General features: G+C 74.0%; 16 protein-coding genes. 8 read left to right on the top strand and 8 right to left on the bottom strand.

Annotated elements, in window-relative coordinates; translation table 11 throughout:
* Positions 1-10: 10 nt before the first annotated feature.
* Genes gcvPB through VMV22_01540 form a run of 5 tightly spaced genes read right to left on the bottom strand, consistent with a single transcriptional unit; the run spans position 11 to position 4,993 of the window.
* A complete protein-coding gene (gcvPB, locus tag VMV22_01560) occupies positions 11-1,558 on the bottom strand; it encodes an aminomethyl-transferring glycine dehydrogenase subunit GcvPB (protein HUY21005.1) in 1,548 nt (515 codons plus the stop codon).
* The gene (gcvPA, locus tag VMV22_01555; GenBank protein HUY21004.1) at positions 1,558-2,928 is read right to left on the bottom strand and encodes an aminomethyl-transferring glycine dehydrogenase subunit GcvPA; all 1,371 of its coding nucleotides are present in this window, start codon (positions 2,926-2,928) and stop codon (positions 1,558-1,560) included. The genes gcvPB and gcvPA overlap by 1 nt, the downstream gene beginning before the upstream one ends.
* Positions 2,925-4,079, bottom strand: coding sequence for a glycine cleavage system aminomethyltransferase GcvT (gene gcvT, locus VMV22_01550; protein HUY21003.1), 1,155 nt, complete (start codon positions 4,077-4,079; stop codon positions 2,925-2,927). The genes gcvPA and gcvT overlap by 4 nt, the downstream gene beginning before the upstream one ends.
* 9 nt (positions 4,080-4,088) lie before the next feature.
* The gene (locus VMV22_01545; GenBank protein ID HUY21002.1) at positions 4,089-4,457 is read right to left on the bottom strand and encodes a hypothetical protein; all 369 of its coding nucleotides are present in this window, start codon (positions 4,455-4,457) and stop codon (positions 4,089-4,091) included.
* A gap of 2 nt (positions 4,458-4,459) precedes the next feature.
* A complete protein-coding gene (locus VMV22_01540) occupies positions 4,460-4,993 on the bottom strand; it encodes a MerR family transcriptional regulator (protein HUY21001.1) in 534 nt (177 codons plus the stop codon).
* Between the two features lie 388 nt (positions 4,994-5,381).
* Here VMV22_01540 and VMV22_01535 point away from each other — a divergent pair, with 388 nt between their 5' ends.
* Entirely contained in the window at positions 5,382-6,056 is a 675-nt protein-coding gene (locus VMV22_01535) for a DUF2889 domain-containing protein (GenBank protein HUY21000.1), read from the top strand.
* Between the two features lie 67 nt (positions 6,057-6,123).
* Here the strand turns inward: VMV22_01535 and VMV22_01530 are convergent, their stop codons facing one another.
* Entirely contained in the window at positions 6,124-6,642 is a 519-nt protein-coding gene (locus VMV22_01530) for a gamma carbonic anhydrase family protein (GenBank protein HUY20999.1), read from the bottom strand.
* Between the two features lie 849 nt (positions 6,643-7,491).
* On the opposite strand from VMV22_01530, the gene VMV22_01525 reads away from it, so the two are divergent.
* The 7 genes from VMV22_01525 (at position 7,492) to VMV22_01495 (ending at position 13,927) form a co-directional block, all read left to right on the top strand.
* Positions 7,492-8,928: a PQQ-binding-like beta-propeller repeat protein gene (locus tag VMV22_01525; protein ID HUY20998.1), complete on the top strand. Its 1,437-nt coding sequence runs from the start codon at positions 7,492-7,494 to the stop codon at positions 8,926-8,928.
* A gap of 109 nt (positions 8,929-9,037) precedes the next feature.
* Positions 9,038-9,517: a 2,4'-dihydroxyacetophenone dioxygenase family protein gene (locus tag VMV22_01520; protein ID HUY20997.1), complete on the top strand. Its 480-nt coding sequence runs from the start codon at positions 9,038-9,040 to the stop codon at positions 9,515-9,517.
* A gap of 3 nt (positions 9,518-9,520) precedes the next feature.
* A complete protein-coding gene (locus VMV22_01515; protein HUY20996.1) occupies positions 9,521-10,534 on the top strand; it encodes an alcohol dehydrogenase catalytic domain-containing protein in 1,014 nt (337 codons plus the stop codon).
* 309 nt (positions 10,535-10,843) lie between these two features.
* Positions 10,844-11,194, top strand: coding sequence for a hypothetical protein (locus VMV22_01510; GenBank protein ID HUY20995.1), 351 nt, complete (start codon positions 10,844-10,846; stop codon positions 11,192-11,194).
* A gap of 10 nt (positions 11,195-11,204) precedes the next feature.
* Complete coding sequence (locus tag VMV22_01505) at positions 11,205-12,368, top strand: ferric reductase-like transmembrane domain-containing protein (protein ID HUY20994.1); 1,164 nt, start codon at positions 11,205-11,207, stop codon at positions 12,366-12,368.
* 49 nt (positions 12,369-12,417) lie between these two features.
* Positions 12,418-13,689, top strand: coding sequence for an NADH-ubiquinone oxidoreductase-F iron-sulfur binding region domain-containing protein (locus VMV22_01500; protein ID HUY20993.1), 1,272 nt, complete (start codon positions 12,418-12,420; stop codon positions 13,687-13,689).
* A 7-nt stretch (positions 13,690-13,696) separates the two neighbouring features.
* Positions 13,697-13,927 (top strand): ferredoxin, encoded by a 231-nt coding sequence (locus VMV22_01495; protein ID HUY20992.1) that lies wholly within the window; start codon positions 13,697-13,699, stop codon positions 13,925-13,927.
* A 48-nt stretch (positions 13,928-13,975) separates the two neighbouring features.
* On the opposite strand, the gene VMV22_01490 is transcribed toward VMV22_01495, so the two are convergent.
* Positions 13,976-14,590, bottom strand: coding sequence for a class I SAM-dependent methyltransferase (locus tag VMV22_01490; protein ID HUY20991.1), 615 nt, complete (start codon positions 14,588-14,590; stop codon positions 13,976-13,978).
* A gap of 82 nt (positions 14,591-14,672) precedes the next feature.
* Positions 14,673-16,790 carry an MMPL family transporter gene (locus VMV22_01485; GenBank protein HUY20990.1) on the bottom strand — a complete coding sequence of 706 codons (2,118 nt, stop codon included), beginning with the start codon at positions 16,788-16,790 and terminating at the stop codon, positions 14,673-14,675.
* Between the last annotated feature and the right edge of the window lie 53 nt (positions 16,791-16,843).

The following is a 16,843-nucleotide window of genomic DNA, read 5'->3' as shown; positions in this document are numbered from 1 at the left end:
CCCGGCGCCGTCAGGTGGCGGGCGGGCGGGCGTCGAAGGTCGGGACGAGGTGGCGGGCGGCGCGCGCCTCGTCGACCCGGCGGACCGGCGTGAGGTGCGGCGCCTCGGTGGCCTCGAGCGCTCCCGCGGGGGTGGCGGCGCCCGCCACGATCCGCTCCAGGGCGGCGGCCAGCGCTTCCAGGGTCTGGAGGCTCTCGGTCTCGGTGGGCTCGATCATGAGGGCCTCGTCCACGATGAGCGGGAAGTAGACGGTCGGGGCGTGGAAGCCCTCCTCGAGGAGGCGCTTGGCCACGTCGAGCGCCCGCACGCCGGTGTCCCGCTTGAGTGACGTGGCGGACAGGACGCACTCGTGCATGCACGGGCGGTCGTACGGGGCGTCGAACGTGGCCGACAGCCGCGTCCGCAACCAGTTGGCGTTGAGCACCGCCAGCTGCGCCACCTCGCGCAGGCCGTCGCTGCCGTGGACGAGCACGTAGGTGAGGGCGCGGGCGAGAACGAGGGCATTGCCGTGCCAGGAGTGGATCCGGCCGATGGAATCGGGAGGCGTCGACCAGCCGTAGTGCGGTGACGACGCGTCGCCGAGGCGCGTCGGCCGGGGGCCCGGGAGGAACGGCGCCAGGCGCGGCGACACCGCCACCGGCCCGGCGCCCGGCCCCCCGCCGCCGTGCGGGGTGGCGAAGGTCTTGTGCAGGTTCAGGTGCACGATGTCGAAGCCCATGTCGCCGGGCCGCACCACGCCGAGGATGGCGTTGAGGTTGGCGCCGTCGTAGTAGAGGAGCCCCCCCACGTGGTGCACGGCGTCGGCCACGGCCACGATGTCCTCTTCGAACAGTCCCAGGGTGTTCGGGTTGGTCAGCATGATGCCGGCGACGTCCTCGTCGAGCACGGCCCGCAGCGCGTCCACGTCGACGCAGCCCCGGGCGTCGCTCGGGACGGTCACGACCTCGAACCCCCCCAGGGTGACCGACGCCGGGTTGGTGCCGTGGGCCGAGTCCGGGATCACGACCTTGTGCCGTCGCTCGCCGTTGGCCTCGTGCCAGGCCCGCATGAGCAGCAGGCCGGTCAGCTCGCCGGCGGCGCCGGCGGCGGGCTGCAGGGTGGCGGCCGCCATGCCGGTGATCTCGCACAGCGCCTCCTCCAGCTCGACGAGGAGCTCGAGCCAGCCCTGGATGCACGAGGCGGGAGCGGCCGGGTGCACGTCGGCCAGGCCGGGCAGGGCGGCCACGGCGTCGCACACCTTCGGGTTGTACTTCATGGTGCACGAGCCCAGCGGGTAGGCCCCGAGGTCGACGGAGAACTGGCGATGGCTCAGTCGCGTGAAGTGGCCGACCAGGTCGCGCTCGGAGACCTCGGCCAGCTGCACGGGCCCCGTGCGCCGGTGCTCCTCGGGGACGAGGTCCCAGAGCGCCACCTCGGGCACGTCGGTGGTGCGCAGCTGCCACGCCCGGCGACCGGTCTCGGAGAGCTCGAACAACGTGGGCTCGGTGTCGCGGCCGAGCAGCGGCGCGCTGGCGGCCCGGCCGCCGGCGGCCGGGCCGGGGACGAGGTCGTCGACCATCAGCGGACGGCCTTCTCGAACGCGGAGACGAAGGCGTCGATCTCGGCGCGCGTGCGGCGCTCGGTGACGGCCACGAGCAGGGCGTCGGCGCGCCCGTCGCTGTAGCTGTCGTCGAGCGCCACGCCGGCGAGGAAGCCCTCGTCCACCATGCGCTCCACCAGGAGCTCGGCCCCGGTCGGGAGGCGCACGGCGAACTCGCGCACCACCGGGGCCGTGGTGAGCGGCTCCACGCCCGCCACGGCGAGCAGTCCCTGTCGGCAGTAGCGGGCGCCGCGCGCCGAGCGGAGGGCGATCTCGGCGATCCCCGACGTGCCGAGCCAGCCGAGCTGGATGGCGGCGGTCACGGCCATGAGCGTCTGGTTGGTGCAGACGTTCGACGTCGCCTTCTCGCGCCGGATGTCCTGCTCGCGGGCGCGCAGGGTCGTGACGTAGGCGCGCCGCCCCTCGGCGTCGACGGTCTCGCCGACGAGGCGGCCCGGCAGGCGGCGCACGTGGTCGGCCGTGCAGGCGAACAGCCCCAGATAGGGGCCGCCGAAGCTCAGAGGCATGCCCAGGGCCTGTCCCTCCCCCACCACGACGTCGGCGCCCCAGTCCCCCGGGGCGCGCAGGATGCCGGCGCACACCGGGTCGAACGCCACGACCAGCAGGGCGCCGGTGCGGTCGCACAGGGCGCGGGCCGCGGCGAGGTCCTCCAGGCACCCGAGGAAGTTCGGGTAGGCGACCACCACGGCGCCGGGGCCGTCGGCGTCATGGTGGTCGTCGGCGTCGTCGAACACGGTGGCGGCCCAGTCGGTCGCACCGCCGCGCAAGGGGATGTCGCGGATGCGGTGCCCGGTGCCGGTGGCGAAGGTGACGAGGACCTCCCGCCAGGTGGGGTTGACACCGTGCGACACCCACACGTCCTGGCGCCCGGTGGCGCCCACGGCCAGGTTCACCGCCTCCACGAGGGCGGCCGCGCCGTCGTAGAGCGACGCGTTCGAGATCGCCATGCCCGACAGGCGGCTCACGAGGGTCTGGAACTCGAACACCGCCTGGAGCACGCCCTGGGCCACCTCGGGCTGGTAGGGCGTGTAGGAGGTGACGAACTCCGAGCGCGACGCCAGCGCCCGGGTGACCGGCGGGACCTCGTGGTCGTAGGCGCCGGCGCCGGCGAAGCACACCAGGTCGCGTCCGCAGGGCCGGTTGGCGGCTGCCAGGTCCTGCATGCGGTCGGCGACGTCGGGCTCGGGCAGCCCGGGGGCGAGGTCCAGTCCCCCGGCCAGGCGCAGGGCGTCGGGGACCACGGCGAACAGCTCGTCGACAGACGTCAGCCCGAGGAAGCCGAGCATGGCGGTGATCTCCGCCGAGGTGTGCGGGGTGTAGCCGCTCATGACGCGGCCTCGGCGCCGGCCGCCACCTCGCCGGCCCGGACGAAGGGCAGGGCGGTGACCCGGGCGGGGATCCGGCGGCCGCGTACGTCGAGGTCGACGTCGTCCCCCTCGGTGACGGCGCCGGCGGTGTCGAGGAGAGCCAGGGCGATGCCGCGGCCGAGCACCGGCGAGAAGTTCCCGCTCGTGACCGCACCGACCGGTGCGGTCCCCTGCAGCACGGCGGCCCCTTGGCGCGGCGGCCGGCGCCCGTCGGTGACGAGGCCCCGCAGCAGCCGGCGGGGCCCGGTGGCGCGCTCGGCCTCGAGGGCGCGCCGGCCGCGGAAGTCGCCCTTGTCCCACCCGACCACCCAGCCCAGGCCGGCCTGCAGGGGCGTGATGCCGGGCCCGAGTTCGTGGCCGTGCAGGGGCAGGCCGGCTTCGAGCCGCAACGTGTCGCGCGCCCCGAGGCCGGCGGGGAGGATGCCGGCGCCGAGGACCTCGTGCCAGAAGCGCGGCGCCGCTGCGGCGGGCACGGCGCACTCCACGCCGTCTTCGCCCGTGTAGCCGGTACCGGCGGCGACGCACTCGACACCGCCCCACGAAAAGTGCGTCACGCCGAACCTGGGCACGGCGGCGGCGTCGGGTGCCACCGACCCGAGCCGCCGGCGGGCCGACGGCCCCTGCACGGCGACGACGGCGCGACCGGCGGTGGTGTCCTCGCCCCCGACGGCAGCGCGCACCCGGTCCGTGTTCGAGGCGTTGGGCATCACGTCGAAGGCGCCGTCGGCCACCCACCACACGATGATGTCGTCGAGCACCGAGCCGTCGGCGTCGTCGAGGAGGTGGGTGTACTGGGCGCGGCCCGGTGCCACCTTGCGAAGGTCGTTGCTGAGCTCGTGCTGCAAGAGCTCGAAGGCCGCCGACCCTGCGACGTGCACCGTGCCCAGATGGCTGACGTCGAAGGCCACGGCGTCGCGTCGGCACGCCGTGTGCTCGGCGATGGTTCCGCCGGCGTAGACGAGCGGCATCAGCCATCCCCCGAAGGGCACGAGCTTCGCCCCCAGTGCCACGTGGGCGTCGTGCAGCGGCGACCGGTGCAGCGGTTGCCCGGCCGCACCGCCGGCCGGCGAGGGCGCGTCGGCCGAGGTCGAAGCCGGTTCTGCAGGCGCCACGCCGTCAGACTAGGCGGCGGGCGAGGAGGGCCTGGTAAAGCCGTACTTGGCCAGCAGCGCCTGGTAGTCGCGCTGGTACAGCAGCTTCACCTCGATACCCGGGTGCAGCTCCCGCAGGCGGCGGACCTTGGCGTTCTTTCTGGTCACGAGCTTCTGGCTGAGGGTCGTGAGCTCGATGAAGCAGCGGTGGTCGGGCAGGTAGAAGTCGGGTCGGAACGCCACCCGGGGCGAGCCGTCGGCGTGCCACTCCAGGACGAACTCCACCGGCTCGTACTCCCACCGCACCCCGTAGAAGGCGAGCAGCTCCGCGAAGTGCCGTTCCGAGTCGTGGGCGAAGACCACCCCCACCGACCTCCGGTCCGTCCGGGGAGCGTCCACGGTCAGCCTCGTGCCTCCCGGACGGCCGCCACCGAGCGGGCCGCGGGTGGCGCCCCGGCGTCGGGTCGGTCGATCCGCAGGATGGCGGCGTCGAGCTCCTCGAGCACACCGGAGAGCGGGACGATGTTGAGGACGCCCTGCCCGCCTTTCAGCAGGTCGACGACCTCACCGTCGCTGTGCGCCAGTACCGAGTCCGTGCCGACGAGGACGAGGTTGGCAGACGCCAGGTCGGCACCCAGCCCGCCGCGCAGGCACTCCACGGCGCGCCGAGCCCGCTGGAGCGAGATGCCGGCGTCGAGCAACTGCTTGATCACCTTCAGCTCGACGACGTCGGTGTAGGCGTAGCGGCGCTGCGTGCCGCTCCCCCGCGCGTCGGCGATCGACGGGCGCAGCAGACCGGTACGTGCCCAGTAGTCGAGCTGACGATAGGAGATGCCGACGAGCGCGCACACCTGCGGCCCGCGGAATCCGTCCACGTCGTGCATCGGCTCGGACATGCCCGGCAGTTGGGCGGCCTGCGACGCGCGGTGAGCCATCGGGGATCCTCCTCCACCTCAGGTGCAGGTTCATCGTAGCCCGAGATGTGACATCAGGGTAGTTACGGGCCTGTCACCGTGGGCGGATCGCGGCCGTGGCCCCGTCCGTTCGCGGTCCCCGGGAAGAAGGTGTGCCGCGGTCCCCGGGAAGAAGGCGTGCGATCCCGGAAGACACGTGGGCCGCAAGGAGAAACTGCTCCCGTCGGCGCGCCCCCCGTCGGCCCGGATGTCGCACGGCGGGGACCCGACGGACCGGGGCCCGCCGCCGTTTCGACGGCCCGCAGACGGCGCCCACGTTGACCAGCGGCTCCTCCGAAGTCTCAACCTCTACGAGAGGGTGATCCACCTCACCTTGAGCCTCGGCGGTGGGTGCGGCCAAGATCCGCCCATGACCGCAGCAGGCGACGACGCACGGGGTACCGCCCGAACCGGCGGGTCCGACGACGACGAGGGGCCGGGTGGCGGCGAGCGCATCCCGATCCACCGGCGCACCATCGACTTCGAGGCCTATGAAGACGGAGACGAGGTGTCCGTTCTCGCCCGGCTGCGCGACGAGCGTCCGTGGGCGGCGGGCGCCGGCGGGGTCGAACACGTCCACGACCTGTCCCTGCGGGTGGCGGTGCGCAAGGACGACCAGACCATCGTCGCGGCCGAAGCGGCGATGGACAGGTTCCCGCACGCCGAGTGCCCGTCGATCACCCCCCACTTCGCGACCCTCGTGGGTCTGCGCGTGGGCCGGGGCTACACGCGCGCCGTGCAGGAGCGCTTCGGCGGCGTAGCGGGGTGCACGCACCTCGACCAGCTGGCGCGCGCCCTCGGGCCGGTGGTGGTACAGGCCGTCACCTCGTGCCGCGCCAAGGCACGGGACTGGGCGGCGCTCGACGCCCCCGTCACCGAGCGGCCCGGGCTGTTCTCGCGCAACACGTGCCACGTGTGGGCCGACGGCGGCCCGGCCGAGCAGAAGCTGGCCGCCGGATGGCGTCCCGGTGTGGGCGGGTACCCGGCCCCACCGGTGGCGGTGGTGCTGCGCGGACGCCCGGACAGGGACGATCATCCCGGCTGACGTTCCGAGTCGACCGTCCGGGGTCGACCGTCCGGGGTCGACCGTCCGGGGTCCCGGTCGGCGGGATTCAGTCGATACGACGCATCTCGGCTCGGTAGCGTCGGCCGTTGCTGACGTACTCGGCGGCGGCCAACTTGATCATCTCGATGCGCGACGCGTCCGGCCGCACCACGGCGGGGACCCCGAGCGCGAGCCCGTGCGGCGCGACATGCATCTGGCGCGGGACGACGGCACCGGCGCCCACCGTGGCGCCGGTGCCCACGAGGGCGTGGTGGAGGACGACGGCCCCCGACCCCACCAGGCACTCGTCCTCGAGGGTGCACCCTTCCAGATGGGCGAGATGGCCCACCACGCACCCCGACCCCACGAGGGTGGGGAACCCCGGCCCGGCGTGGACGACGGTGCCGTCCTGGATCGACGTGCGGGCGCCGACCACGATCGTGCCGTAGTCGCCGCGCAGGACGGCCGCGGGCCACACCGTGGTGTCGGGCCCGAGGGTGACGTCGCCGATCACGGCGGCGTCGGGGTGGACGAAGGCGTGCGGGTCGATCCGGGGCGCCACGTCCCCCAGTGCGTAGACGGCCATGGACGCCGACGCTACCGCCCCGAATTGGACCCGAATTGGAACAGCGCCCCGACGATGGTGCGCGGGGCGCCGCTCCGTGCGTCCCGACGCCGGGGGTCGACGGCACCGACGGGAGCGGGGGTGTCCGGGGTGCTCGCTGGCGACGGGCGAACCCTTCTCACTCTACGGACGGGGCCGGGCAGGACAACCACGCGACGCACAACCCCGTCGGGGGGCGGGGGCGAAGCGCGACCGTGACCGGGAGGCGGGTCCGCGGCCACGGTCGGCTTCGCGGGGTGCCGGTGCTTCTCCAGTGTGGGCCCCGTTCCTTACGGGGCCATGACGGCCCGCTGTGGGCTCGCTGAGAGCCCCGAGCGTCCCCGGGCACCGACCCGGACACCGGACACCGGACACCGGACACCGGACACCGGACACCGGTCAAGGGTCCGTGGGCCCTCACGATCGGGTCGCTCGCCTCTCCGCGTGCGGCGCCGCCGCGCCGACAACTCCGAGGATGGTCGAAACCCCCTGCCGCGGTGTGCTCCTGGTCCACGAGGACGGAGACGTCATGTTCTGCACAGAGCGGGCCCGGGGCCGCAGGTGCCTCGGTGATCTGCTCCGTTCACGGCACCGCACGGTGGCGTCGTGCCGGTCGGTCTTCGCCGTGAGCCACTGTCGCCACTGCGCCGAGCACGACGCCCGCTCCCGTGGGTTCCAGGTGCCCGACGCGGCCTGACGGCATCCCGAGCCCCTCGGGCGGGCCGGCTCCCTGACCGGGTCCTCGGGCCCGGGCCGCCACCGGTGTCGTGGCCTAGCATGAACGCCCGCCGCCACCGGCACGGGTGGTCGCATGAGGGGGGGGTGCGGGTCATGCTGCGACGTCCGCCGTTCTCGGGCCGGGTGCACGGCGCCGGCCCACGCCGGCCACACGTGCGTCGCCGGCTGGCGCCGGTCTGGGGCGTCGTGCTGGCCACGACCGTCGTCGTGCCGGCCATGGTGGCCGCCCCGGCGGGCCCGGCCGCGGCGGGGTCCCTCACGAACTGGACGACGTACCACGGCGATCCCCTCAGCACGGGCGTGTCGCCCTCGACCGCCACCTTCACCAACCCCACTCGGGCGTGGACCTCGCCGGTCCTCGACGGCCAGCTCTTCGGCGAGCCCCTGGTTCTCGGCAGTCTCGTCCTCGTCGCCACCGAGAACGACACCGTCTACGCGCTCAACGCCTCCGACGGCACCGTCGCCTGGTCGACGTCGGTGGGCACCGCGGTACCGGCGACCTCGCTGCCGTGCGGCGACATCTCGCCCACGGTCGGCATCACCTCCACGCCGGTGATCGACGCGGCGCGCTCCGAGGTGTTCGTGGTGGCCGACGAGCTCAGCGGCGCCACCATCACGCATCACCTGGTCGGGCTGGGCACGGCCGCCGGCAACGTGCTGCTGGACGAGGTCGTCGACCCACCCGGCACGACCACGGCGGCGCAGCTGCAGCGGCCGGCCCTGGCGCTCGACCAGGGTGCGGTGCTCGTCGCCTTCGGGGGCAACGCCGGCGACTGCTCGACGTACCACGGCTGGCTGGTCTCGGCACCCGAGACGGGCGCCTCGCCCACCGACTTCGAGGTGGACGCCTCCCTCGGCAACCACGAGGGCGCCATCTGGATGGGCGGCGCCAGCCCCGTCGTGGACCCGGGCGGCAACATCTGGGTCACGACCGGGAACGGCTCCAACACCTCGGGGGCGTCGCCCGACGGCAGCGACTCGGTCATCGAGCTCTCGCCCGCGCTGCACGTCCTGCAGTCCTTCACGCCGTCGACGTGGCAGAACGACAACGCCGTCGACGCCGACCTGGGCTCCTCGGCCCCGGCGATCCTGGGGAACGGGCTCGTGTTCCAGGCCGGCAAGTCGCGCACGGCCTACGTCCTGAACGCCTTCAACCTCGGGGGCGTCGGGCACCAGGTCTCCCTGAAACGGTCGTTCTGCGGGAGCACCGTCGACGGCGGCGTGGCCGTCACCTCGACGGCGCTGTACATCCCGTGCCTGAAGGGCCTCCAGGCGGTGCGGATCACCCCCCACGACGCGGTGCACGTGATGTGGAGGACGCGCACCGGGTCGACGGGGCCGGCGATCGTGGCCGGCGGCCTCGTGTGGACGCTGCACCGCGACGGCGTGCTCTACGGGCTGCGCGAGAAGAACGGGCGGGTGGCCGTGCAGCTGACCGTGGGGGCCCCGGCGAACCACTTCCCCACCCCCTCCGTGGGGGCGGGCCTGCTGCTGGCGGCGTCGGCGGACCGGGTGGTCGCCTTCCACTGAACCGGCGCGTTCGCGCCTTCGCTATCGTCGGGCGCGTCGCTGACGGCCCGCACCCGTGAGGAACCAGTCCCGTGAGCACCAGCACCTGTGACCATCAGGAGGTAGTCCGATGACCGTGACCGACATGCCGCCCACCGCCATCCACCGGGGCCAGGACGAGCTGCCCTTCGTCGACATCGGCGACGGGGCCACGTTGCAGCTCCTGCAGGTCGACCTGGCCAACGGCGTGTGGATCGTGCGGAACCACTTCCCGCCCGACACGACGATCCAGACCCACAAGCACACCGGGCACGTGCTCGCCTTCACCCAGACGGGCTCGTGGTTCTACCAGGAGTACCCCGACGTGGTGAACCGGGCCGGCTCCTATCTCTACGAGCCGGCGGGCTCGGTGCACACCCTGCACGTCCCGGCCTCCAACGACGGGGACACCGACGTGTGGTTCGCCATCCACGGGGCGAACCTCAACCTCGACGCCGAGGGCAACGTCGAGCTCGTGATCGACGCCCACGGGATCCTGCCCTTCTACCTGGCGGCCTGCGCCGAGCAGCACGGCGTCTCCGATCCCCCCGTCGTGGTCATCGGCGCCTGACCGGTGCGCGCCGCCGTCCTCAGCGCCGAACGGCCCCGCCTGGAGATGGCGGAGGTGCCCACCCCCTCGCCGGGGCCGGGCGAGGCCCTCTTGCGGGTCACCGGCTGTGGCATCTGCGGCAGCGACCTCCACCTCGCCAGCCAGCTGGCCGAGCCCGGCGCGGTGCTGGGCCACGAGATCGCCGCCGAGGTGGCCGCCGTGGGCGACGGCGTCGATGCGTCGAGGTGGCCCACCGGCACGGCGGTGGTGGCGCGGCCGTTCTCGGGCTGCGGGCGGTGCCCGTACTGCATCGGGGGCCGGGCCGACCACTGTGCCCAGTTCCAGCTCATCGGGCTGGAACGGCCCGGGGGGTTCGCCGAATTCGTGACGGTGCGCAGCGACGAGCTCTTCGCGCTCCCCGCGGCCGTGAGCGCCGACGAACAGCCGCTGGTGGAGCCGCTCGCCGTGGTGCGGCGCGCCTTCCGGCGCGGCCAGGTGACGGCGCAGGACCGGGTGGCCGTGCTCGGTGCCGGCCCCATCGGCCTGGCCGCGGTGGCCTGGGCACGGGCGACGGGGGTGGCGTCCGTGGCCGTGAGCGAGCCGTCGGCCCTGCGACGCCGGCTGGCGCTGCGCCTGGGGGCGACGGCCGTGGTCGACCCCGGTGACGGCCCGGTGGCGGGAGCGGTGGCCGAGGCCACCGGGGGCGGCCCGAGCGTCGTCGTGGAGTGCAGCGGCCGCCCGGGCCTGATCGAGCAGGCCATCGAGATGGCGGCGGTCGACGGGCGCGTGGTGGTCGTCGGCATCTGCCCCCAGACCGACGAGATCTTCCCGTTCTGGGCCATCGGGAAGGAGCTCGACCTGCGCTTCTCGATCTACTACGGCCGCGAGGACTTCACGAGCACCCTCGACGCCCTCGACAGCCATCGCATCGACGCCCTGCCGATGGTGACCGAGACCGTGAGCCTCGAGCAGCTCCCCGAGCGCTTCGCCCGGCTCGAGCGCGACCCCGACGCCGGGAAGGTCATCGTCCGGCCCTGAGGGGCGGTCGGTGGGTGCCCGTCCGGGCGGACATCGGCAAGCGGCGCGCTGACCCCACGGTCAGTGGCCCTCGGGGCGCCCCTGCGCCTACGGTCGTGTCCGGGAGCATGTGACGCACTCCCCCTGCGAGATCGGAGGGCTTCGGCCCTCCCATTTCGCGTAGGGCGCCGGCGCGACATGGGTGATCTCTCGCTCGGCCCGCGTTGCGCCGGGCCGACCACGAACCGGGCGGGCTCTCAGTGACCTCTCAGGGGATCTTCATGATGCGGTCATGGTGCGCCGTGCACGATGGGGGCGAGGTGATGCCCGATGACCACGTCCCACTACGGGATGGGGCGGCACGATCAGCGCAGCGAGGTGTTCGAACGCGTCCGCCGGACGTCTCGCGTGACCGCCGCGGGTGCCGCCGCGGCGGTGGCCGTCATCATCGGCGTGGTGGCGCACCAGATCCCGGGTCGCTCCGGCTCGTCGGGATCGGCCGCCACGGGTGGGGCCGGTGCCACGGGGCCCGCCGTCGCTTCGACGGGCGCCACCGGCGCGACGGGCGCCACCGGTACGACGGGCAACACCGGCGCGGGCGTGACCGGCACCGGATCGGCGCCGGCGCCCGCCCCTACGAGGAGCGCCCCCGTGGTGGCGTCGGGCGGCACCGGGTGGTGACCGGCACGTGGTGACGGCCGTCACGTCCTCGCAGCTGCTGTGGTACACGACGAGGGCCACGGGCATCGTGGCGCTCGTGCTGCTCACCGGCACCGTGGTCCTGGGTGTGCTCACGTCGATGCGGTTCGCGACGGTGAGCTGGCCGCGCTTCGCCGTCGGGGACCTGCACCGGCGGATCTCGCTGCTCGCCGTCGTCTTCCTCGCCCTCCACGTGGTCACCACGGTGTCGGACTCCTACGCGCCGATCGGGTGGTTGTCGGTGGTCGTGCCGTTCACGTCTTCGTACCGGCGCCTGTGGCTGGGGCTCGGGACCGTCGCCGTCGACCTGCTGGCGGCGGTCACCATCTCGAGCCTGCTGCGACAGCGGATCAATCCCCGGACGTGGCGGGCCCTGCACTGGCTCTCCTACGCCAGCTGGCCGCTCGCCGTGGTGCACGGCCTCGGCACGGGCACGGACCCCCGCCTGCGGTGGGTGATCGCGCTGGTCGTGGTGTGCGTGGGGTCGGTGCTGGCGTCGATCGGCTGGCGCCTGGCCGTGACGCGCCGGGCCCAGGTCGGCGCCCGGGTGGCGGCCGGCGCGGTGAGCGTGGTGGCGGTGCTGACGTTGGCGGCGTGGACGGCCACCGGTCCGTTGCGGCCGGGGTGGGCGGCGCGGGCCGGCACCCCGCGGTCGCTGCTCGGCCACGCCCAGCCGGCGGCGGCCGTGGTCCGGGCGGGGAGCTCCCCCGCCACGTCGTCGCCGACCACGTCGTCCCCGGCCGCGGCGTCCCCGGCCGCCGGGGCGCTGCCGGCGCCCCCCTACCGGGCCTCGTTCACCGGAACCCTGGCCCAGCAGAGCCAGGCAGGGGGGTCCGTCCGCATCGAGATCAGGGCCCGCACCGCGGGCACGCTCTCCGCCGTCCTCGACATCGTGATGAACGGCGCCCCCGACGGGTCGGGCGGCGTCGTGCTCGACCAGAGCCGGGCGACCTTCGGCTCGCCGGGCGCGCCGACGCAGTACCGGGGCCAGATCGTCCAGCTCGACGGCGCGCGCATCGTCCTGGGACTGCGGGACGGGGCGGCATCGAGCCTCGACCTGGTCGTCGACGTGACCATCAACGGCTCGCAGGTGTCGGGCACGTTCGTCTCCGCCACGGGGACCGGCGACGACGGGGGTCTCGGTGCCGGCCAGTAGGTCGGCCGGCGCGGTGGCGCCCGCCCGTGACGGCCAGTGGACGGCTCGGGTGTTTCCCGCCCACCAGGCGGGCCGTGACCTGGCCGGCCATGTCGCCGCCCACGGCCCGGTGCCGCTCCCGCACCGCCACGACGCCAGCTGGTCGGCGGCCCTGGTGGACGCGGTGCGCTCGTCGGGGCTCACCGGCCGGGGCGGTGGCGGCTTTCCCACGGCCCGGAAATGGGACGTGGTCCAGGGTCGCCGGGGACGGCCGACCGTGATCGTCAACGCCATGGAAGGCGAGCCGGCCAGCCGCAAGGACCGGGCGCTGCTCGACGTGGCCCCGCACCTCGTGCTCGACGGCGCCGAGCTCGTGGCCATGGCCGTGTCGGCGCGCGAGATCACGGTGTGCGTGGCCGACGACCGCGACGACAGCGCCCAGCGCGTGCGCGCTGCGCTGGCCGAGCGCGTGGCGGCCGGGCTGATGCGCACACCCGGCAGTGTGGTGCGGCCGCCCGGGCGCTACATCACGGGCGAGGAGTCGGCACTGGCGGCCTGGCTCGCCGGGGGCTTCGCCCATCCCCAGTTCCGTGCGGCCAAGGGCGTGCCCCTGTCGGTCGGGCGCCGGTCGATCCTGGTCCACAACGCCGAGACCCTCGCCCACGTCGCCCTCGTGGCCCGGCACGGACCGGAATGGTTCCGCGCCGTGGGCACGCCCGACGCGCCCGGCACGTGCCTCGTCTCGGCCTCGGGTGCGGTGGACCGTCCCGGCGTCTACGAGGTGGAGCTGGGGACGACGATCGACGCCATCCTGCGCCGCGTCGGCCACCAGCCGGTCGGCGGCGTCCTGGTCGGGGGGTACGGTGGTTCGTGGCTGGCGCCCGAGCGCCTGGGCACGCCGTACGCGCCGGGGCCCCTGGCCGCCGTCGGGGCCTCCGTGGGCGCCGGTGTGCTGGTCGCCCTACCGGCCTCGTCGTGCGGTGTGGCCGAGACGGCACGTGTGGCCACGTACATGGCCGACGAGAGCGCCGGGCAGTGCGGGCCGTGCATCTTCGGCCTGCACGCCGTGGCCGGGGACCTGGTCGACCTGGCGCGCGCCGACGGCGATCGCCACACCCTCGCCCGCCTCCGCCACCGGTTGGGCGAGGTGGAGGGCCGGGGCGCCTGCCGTCACCCCGACGGCGTCGTCCGTATGGTGCGCAGTGCCCTCGATGTGTTCGCCACGGACTTCGCCGAGCACGGCCGGCGCCGCCCGTGCCGGGCCTGGAGCGCGGCGCCGGTCCTCCCCGTGCCGCCATCGGCCGTCGACGCCGTGCGCCACGGGCGACCACGGGGGAGGTGACGCCGCCGTGCCCATCACCGCCGTCGAGGTCCACCTGCGCGTCAATCCCGTCACCTGCGACGCCTTCGGGTACTGCGCGGAATTGCTGCCCGAGGTCGTGTCTCTCGACGAGTGGGGCTTTCCGGTGATCGGCGCCGGCCCGGTGCCGCCGCGTCTGGCGGACCTGGCCGAACGCGCCGTGCGGGACTGCCCCCGCCGGGCCCTGTTCCTCGAGCGGGTGGCGCCCCGGGCGCGCTGAGCCGACGGCTGCCCCCGCTGACCGTCCGGCCCCGGTCACAGGGGGGTATCAGGGCTTCAGTGCCAACCCGGACGTGAACCAGCTCCACGGCTTCGGGCCCTTGCCGTACCGCTCCTCGACGTGCTCGATCGTGAACCCCGCTTCGGTCACCAGGCGAGCCGGCTCCCGGGTGAGGTGGCATCCGTCGGCGAGGCGGCGCTGCAGCGGTTCGAGCCGACGCTGCCAGGCGGCCACGCCGGGATCGGGCGCCAGCCCGTGCTCGAGGAAGTGGAGCCGGGCACCGGGACGCATCACACGCATCAGCTCGGCCAGCGCCTGGTGCACGTCGGGAATCGTGCACAGCGTGAAGGTCGAGAGCGCACTGTCGCAGCTGTCGTCGTCGAGGGGGATCGCCTGCCCGTCCAGGCCGATATGGTCGACGGGCACAGCCGACCGGGACACGCGCTTGCTCGAAAGACGACGGGCGACAGCGGCGGGCTCCACGGCGAGGACCCGGTCGACGGTGGACGGGTAGTACTCGACGTTGAGGCCCGATCCGAACCCGATCTCGACGACGCGACCTGTCAGCCCTTCGGTGACCCCGGCACGCCAGCGCCGCAGGCCGCTCGTTCCGCACGCGCGGTCGACGAGGCGAGGAAGGACCTGCTCCCGGTAGAAGCTCACGTCGGAAGGCTAACCGGCAACCGAAGCACGCGGCGCCGCATCAGCAGCCGGCTCCCGGACGCGCCGTCGTGGTCCACGGGCGTCAGTGGGAGAAGCGGATACGGGGCAGGATCCGCGCCAGCCACCGTGGCAGGTGCCAGCTCCGGTGGTGCCCGAAGCGCAGCAGCACGGGTAGCAGGACGAGGCGGACGACGATGGCGTCGAGGGCGACCGCCACGGCGAGGATGACGCCCATCTCCTTCGGTGCCAGCGGCCCGGACAGCGCGAACGTCAGGAAGACCGCGATCATGACGGCGGCGGCGGACAGGACCACTCGTCCCGAGGTGCGGACCGATCCCACCATGGCGTGCTCGGGATCGGCGTGCGTCTCGTAGCTCTCCTTCGCCGCGGAAAGAAGGAACAGCGTGTAGTCCATGGCGACACCGAAGACCATCGCCCCGAAGAACAGCGGGGCCCAGGCGTCCACGAATCCCTGGGGCGTGAAGTTCAGCAGGCCGGAGAGGTGCCCGTCCTGGAAGATGAGGCGCGCCACCCCGAATGCTCCCGCCACCGACAGGGCCGTGATGACGACACCGGCGGCGGCGACCAGTGGAGCGCCGAGGGCGATGAGAAGCAGGATGAAGCCGATCCCGGCGAGGACCCCGAATACCAGCGGAGTGTGGGCGGTCAGCGACTGCTGAAGGTCGTGGTTCTCGGCCGCGGCCCCACCGACGAGGGTGCCGGCCGGCAATTCCCTCCGGATCCGGTCGATGGTGGACCCGGTTGCGGTTGTCGAGGGCCCGGTGGCCGGCACGACCTGGTCGAGTGTCCAGCCGGCGTGGCTCGGGCCGGGCACGACCCCGGCGACGCCGGCGGTGTGGGTGAGGGTGGCCAGCGCGGTCTGCCGGCGGCCGGTCGGGACGAGGACCTGCAGTGTCCCCGGGGCGCCTGCGCCGAAGGCCCGGGTGACCTGGTCGAACCCGATCCGGGCGTTGGCGGATGCCGGCACGATGGTGATCGAGGGCATGTTCGTCCGGAGCCCCAGAACCGGCGCGGCCGCCAACAGCAGCACCGCGAGGGCGCCGAGCGCCGCCGGGACGGGGTGGCGCCACAGGAGGCGGCCCCAGGCGTGAAGACGGGCGTCGAGGCCCCGGCCCCGGGGCCGGGAACGACGCCGCAGCCGTATGCGGCCGGCGTTGATCCGGGTTCCGAGGCGCCCGAGGACCGCGGGCAGGAGCGTCAGGGTGGCGGCCAGGACCGCCACCACCGACAGCATGATGCCGAGTGCCATGGACCGGAAGGCGGGGCTCGGCACGAGCAGGATGGCGGCCAACGAGGCCAGCACGGTCAGGGCGCTGAAGGCGACGGCCTTGCCCGCGGTGTCCACGGTCTCGGCCACGGCGGCGACGACGCCGACCCGGTCGTCGGGCCCCACTCCCCGGCGCTCCAGGGCCGCCCGGAACCGCACCACGAGGAAGAGCGCATAGTCGATCCCGAGCGCGAGCGCGAACATCAGGGCGAAATTGAGCGCCCAGATGGACACCGGCGCCACGTGCGTGGCGAGGACGAGAGCGCCTGCCGCGACGAGCAATCCCACCATCGTGAGCATGAGGGGGAGCCCTGCCGCGACGAGGCTGCCGAAGGCGATGGCCAGGATGACCATCGTGACCGGCCAGGAGAGCATCTCCGAGCGGAGCATGGCGCTGCGGTTGGCGGAGTTGAAGTTCGCCCACAGCGCGCTGTCACCGGTCAGGGTGACCGAGAGCCCCGGCTCGGACAGCCGGTGCAGCGGGCCGGCGAGCGCGTCGGCGGCGCGCACCATGGCATTGGCATCGGCGGCGGCACCGGCTGTCACGATGCCGGTCCTGCCGTCGGCGGACAGGGAGCTGCCGGGACGAGGCGCCACCACGGCCGAGACCCGGCGGTCGGCGTGGAGGAGCGCCGTCACCTTGGCCAGCACCACCCGGGCAGCAGGGTCGGTGGCGATCGGGTGGTGACTGTCGACCACCACCACCTGCAGAGCGGTGGCGCCCAGGCCGGCGAAGTCCCGCTCGATGACGGCCCGGGCCCTGACCGACTGGCTCGTCGAGTCCTGCCAGCCGGCACCGGCCAGGGCATGCTCGACCTGGGGGGCGAAGACGCCGAAGGCGGCGAGCACCGCGAGCCACACCAGCAGCACGGCGCGCAGGTGCGTGGCCGACCACGCCCCCAGGCGGGCCATCGGGCCCCTCTTCGGCCTCGGAGCGGCCGTCGGGCCGGCCGGAGGTGCGGGTT

The sequence above is a fragment of the Acidimicrobiales bacterium genome, assembly GCA_035531755.1.
Taxonomy (GTDB): Bacteria; Actinomycetota; Acidimicrobiia; order Acidimicrobiales; family UBA8190; genus DATKSK01.
This window is presented reverse-complemented; position numbering and strand designations above follow the sequence as displayed.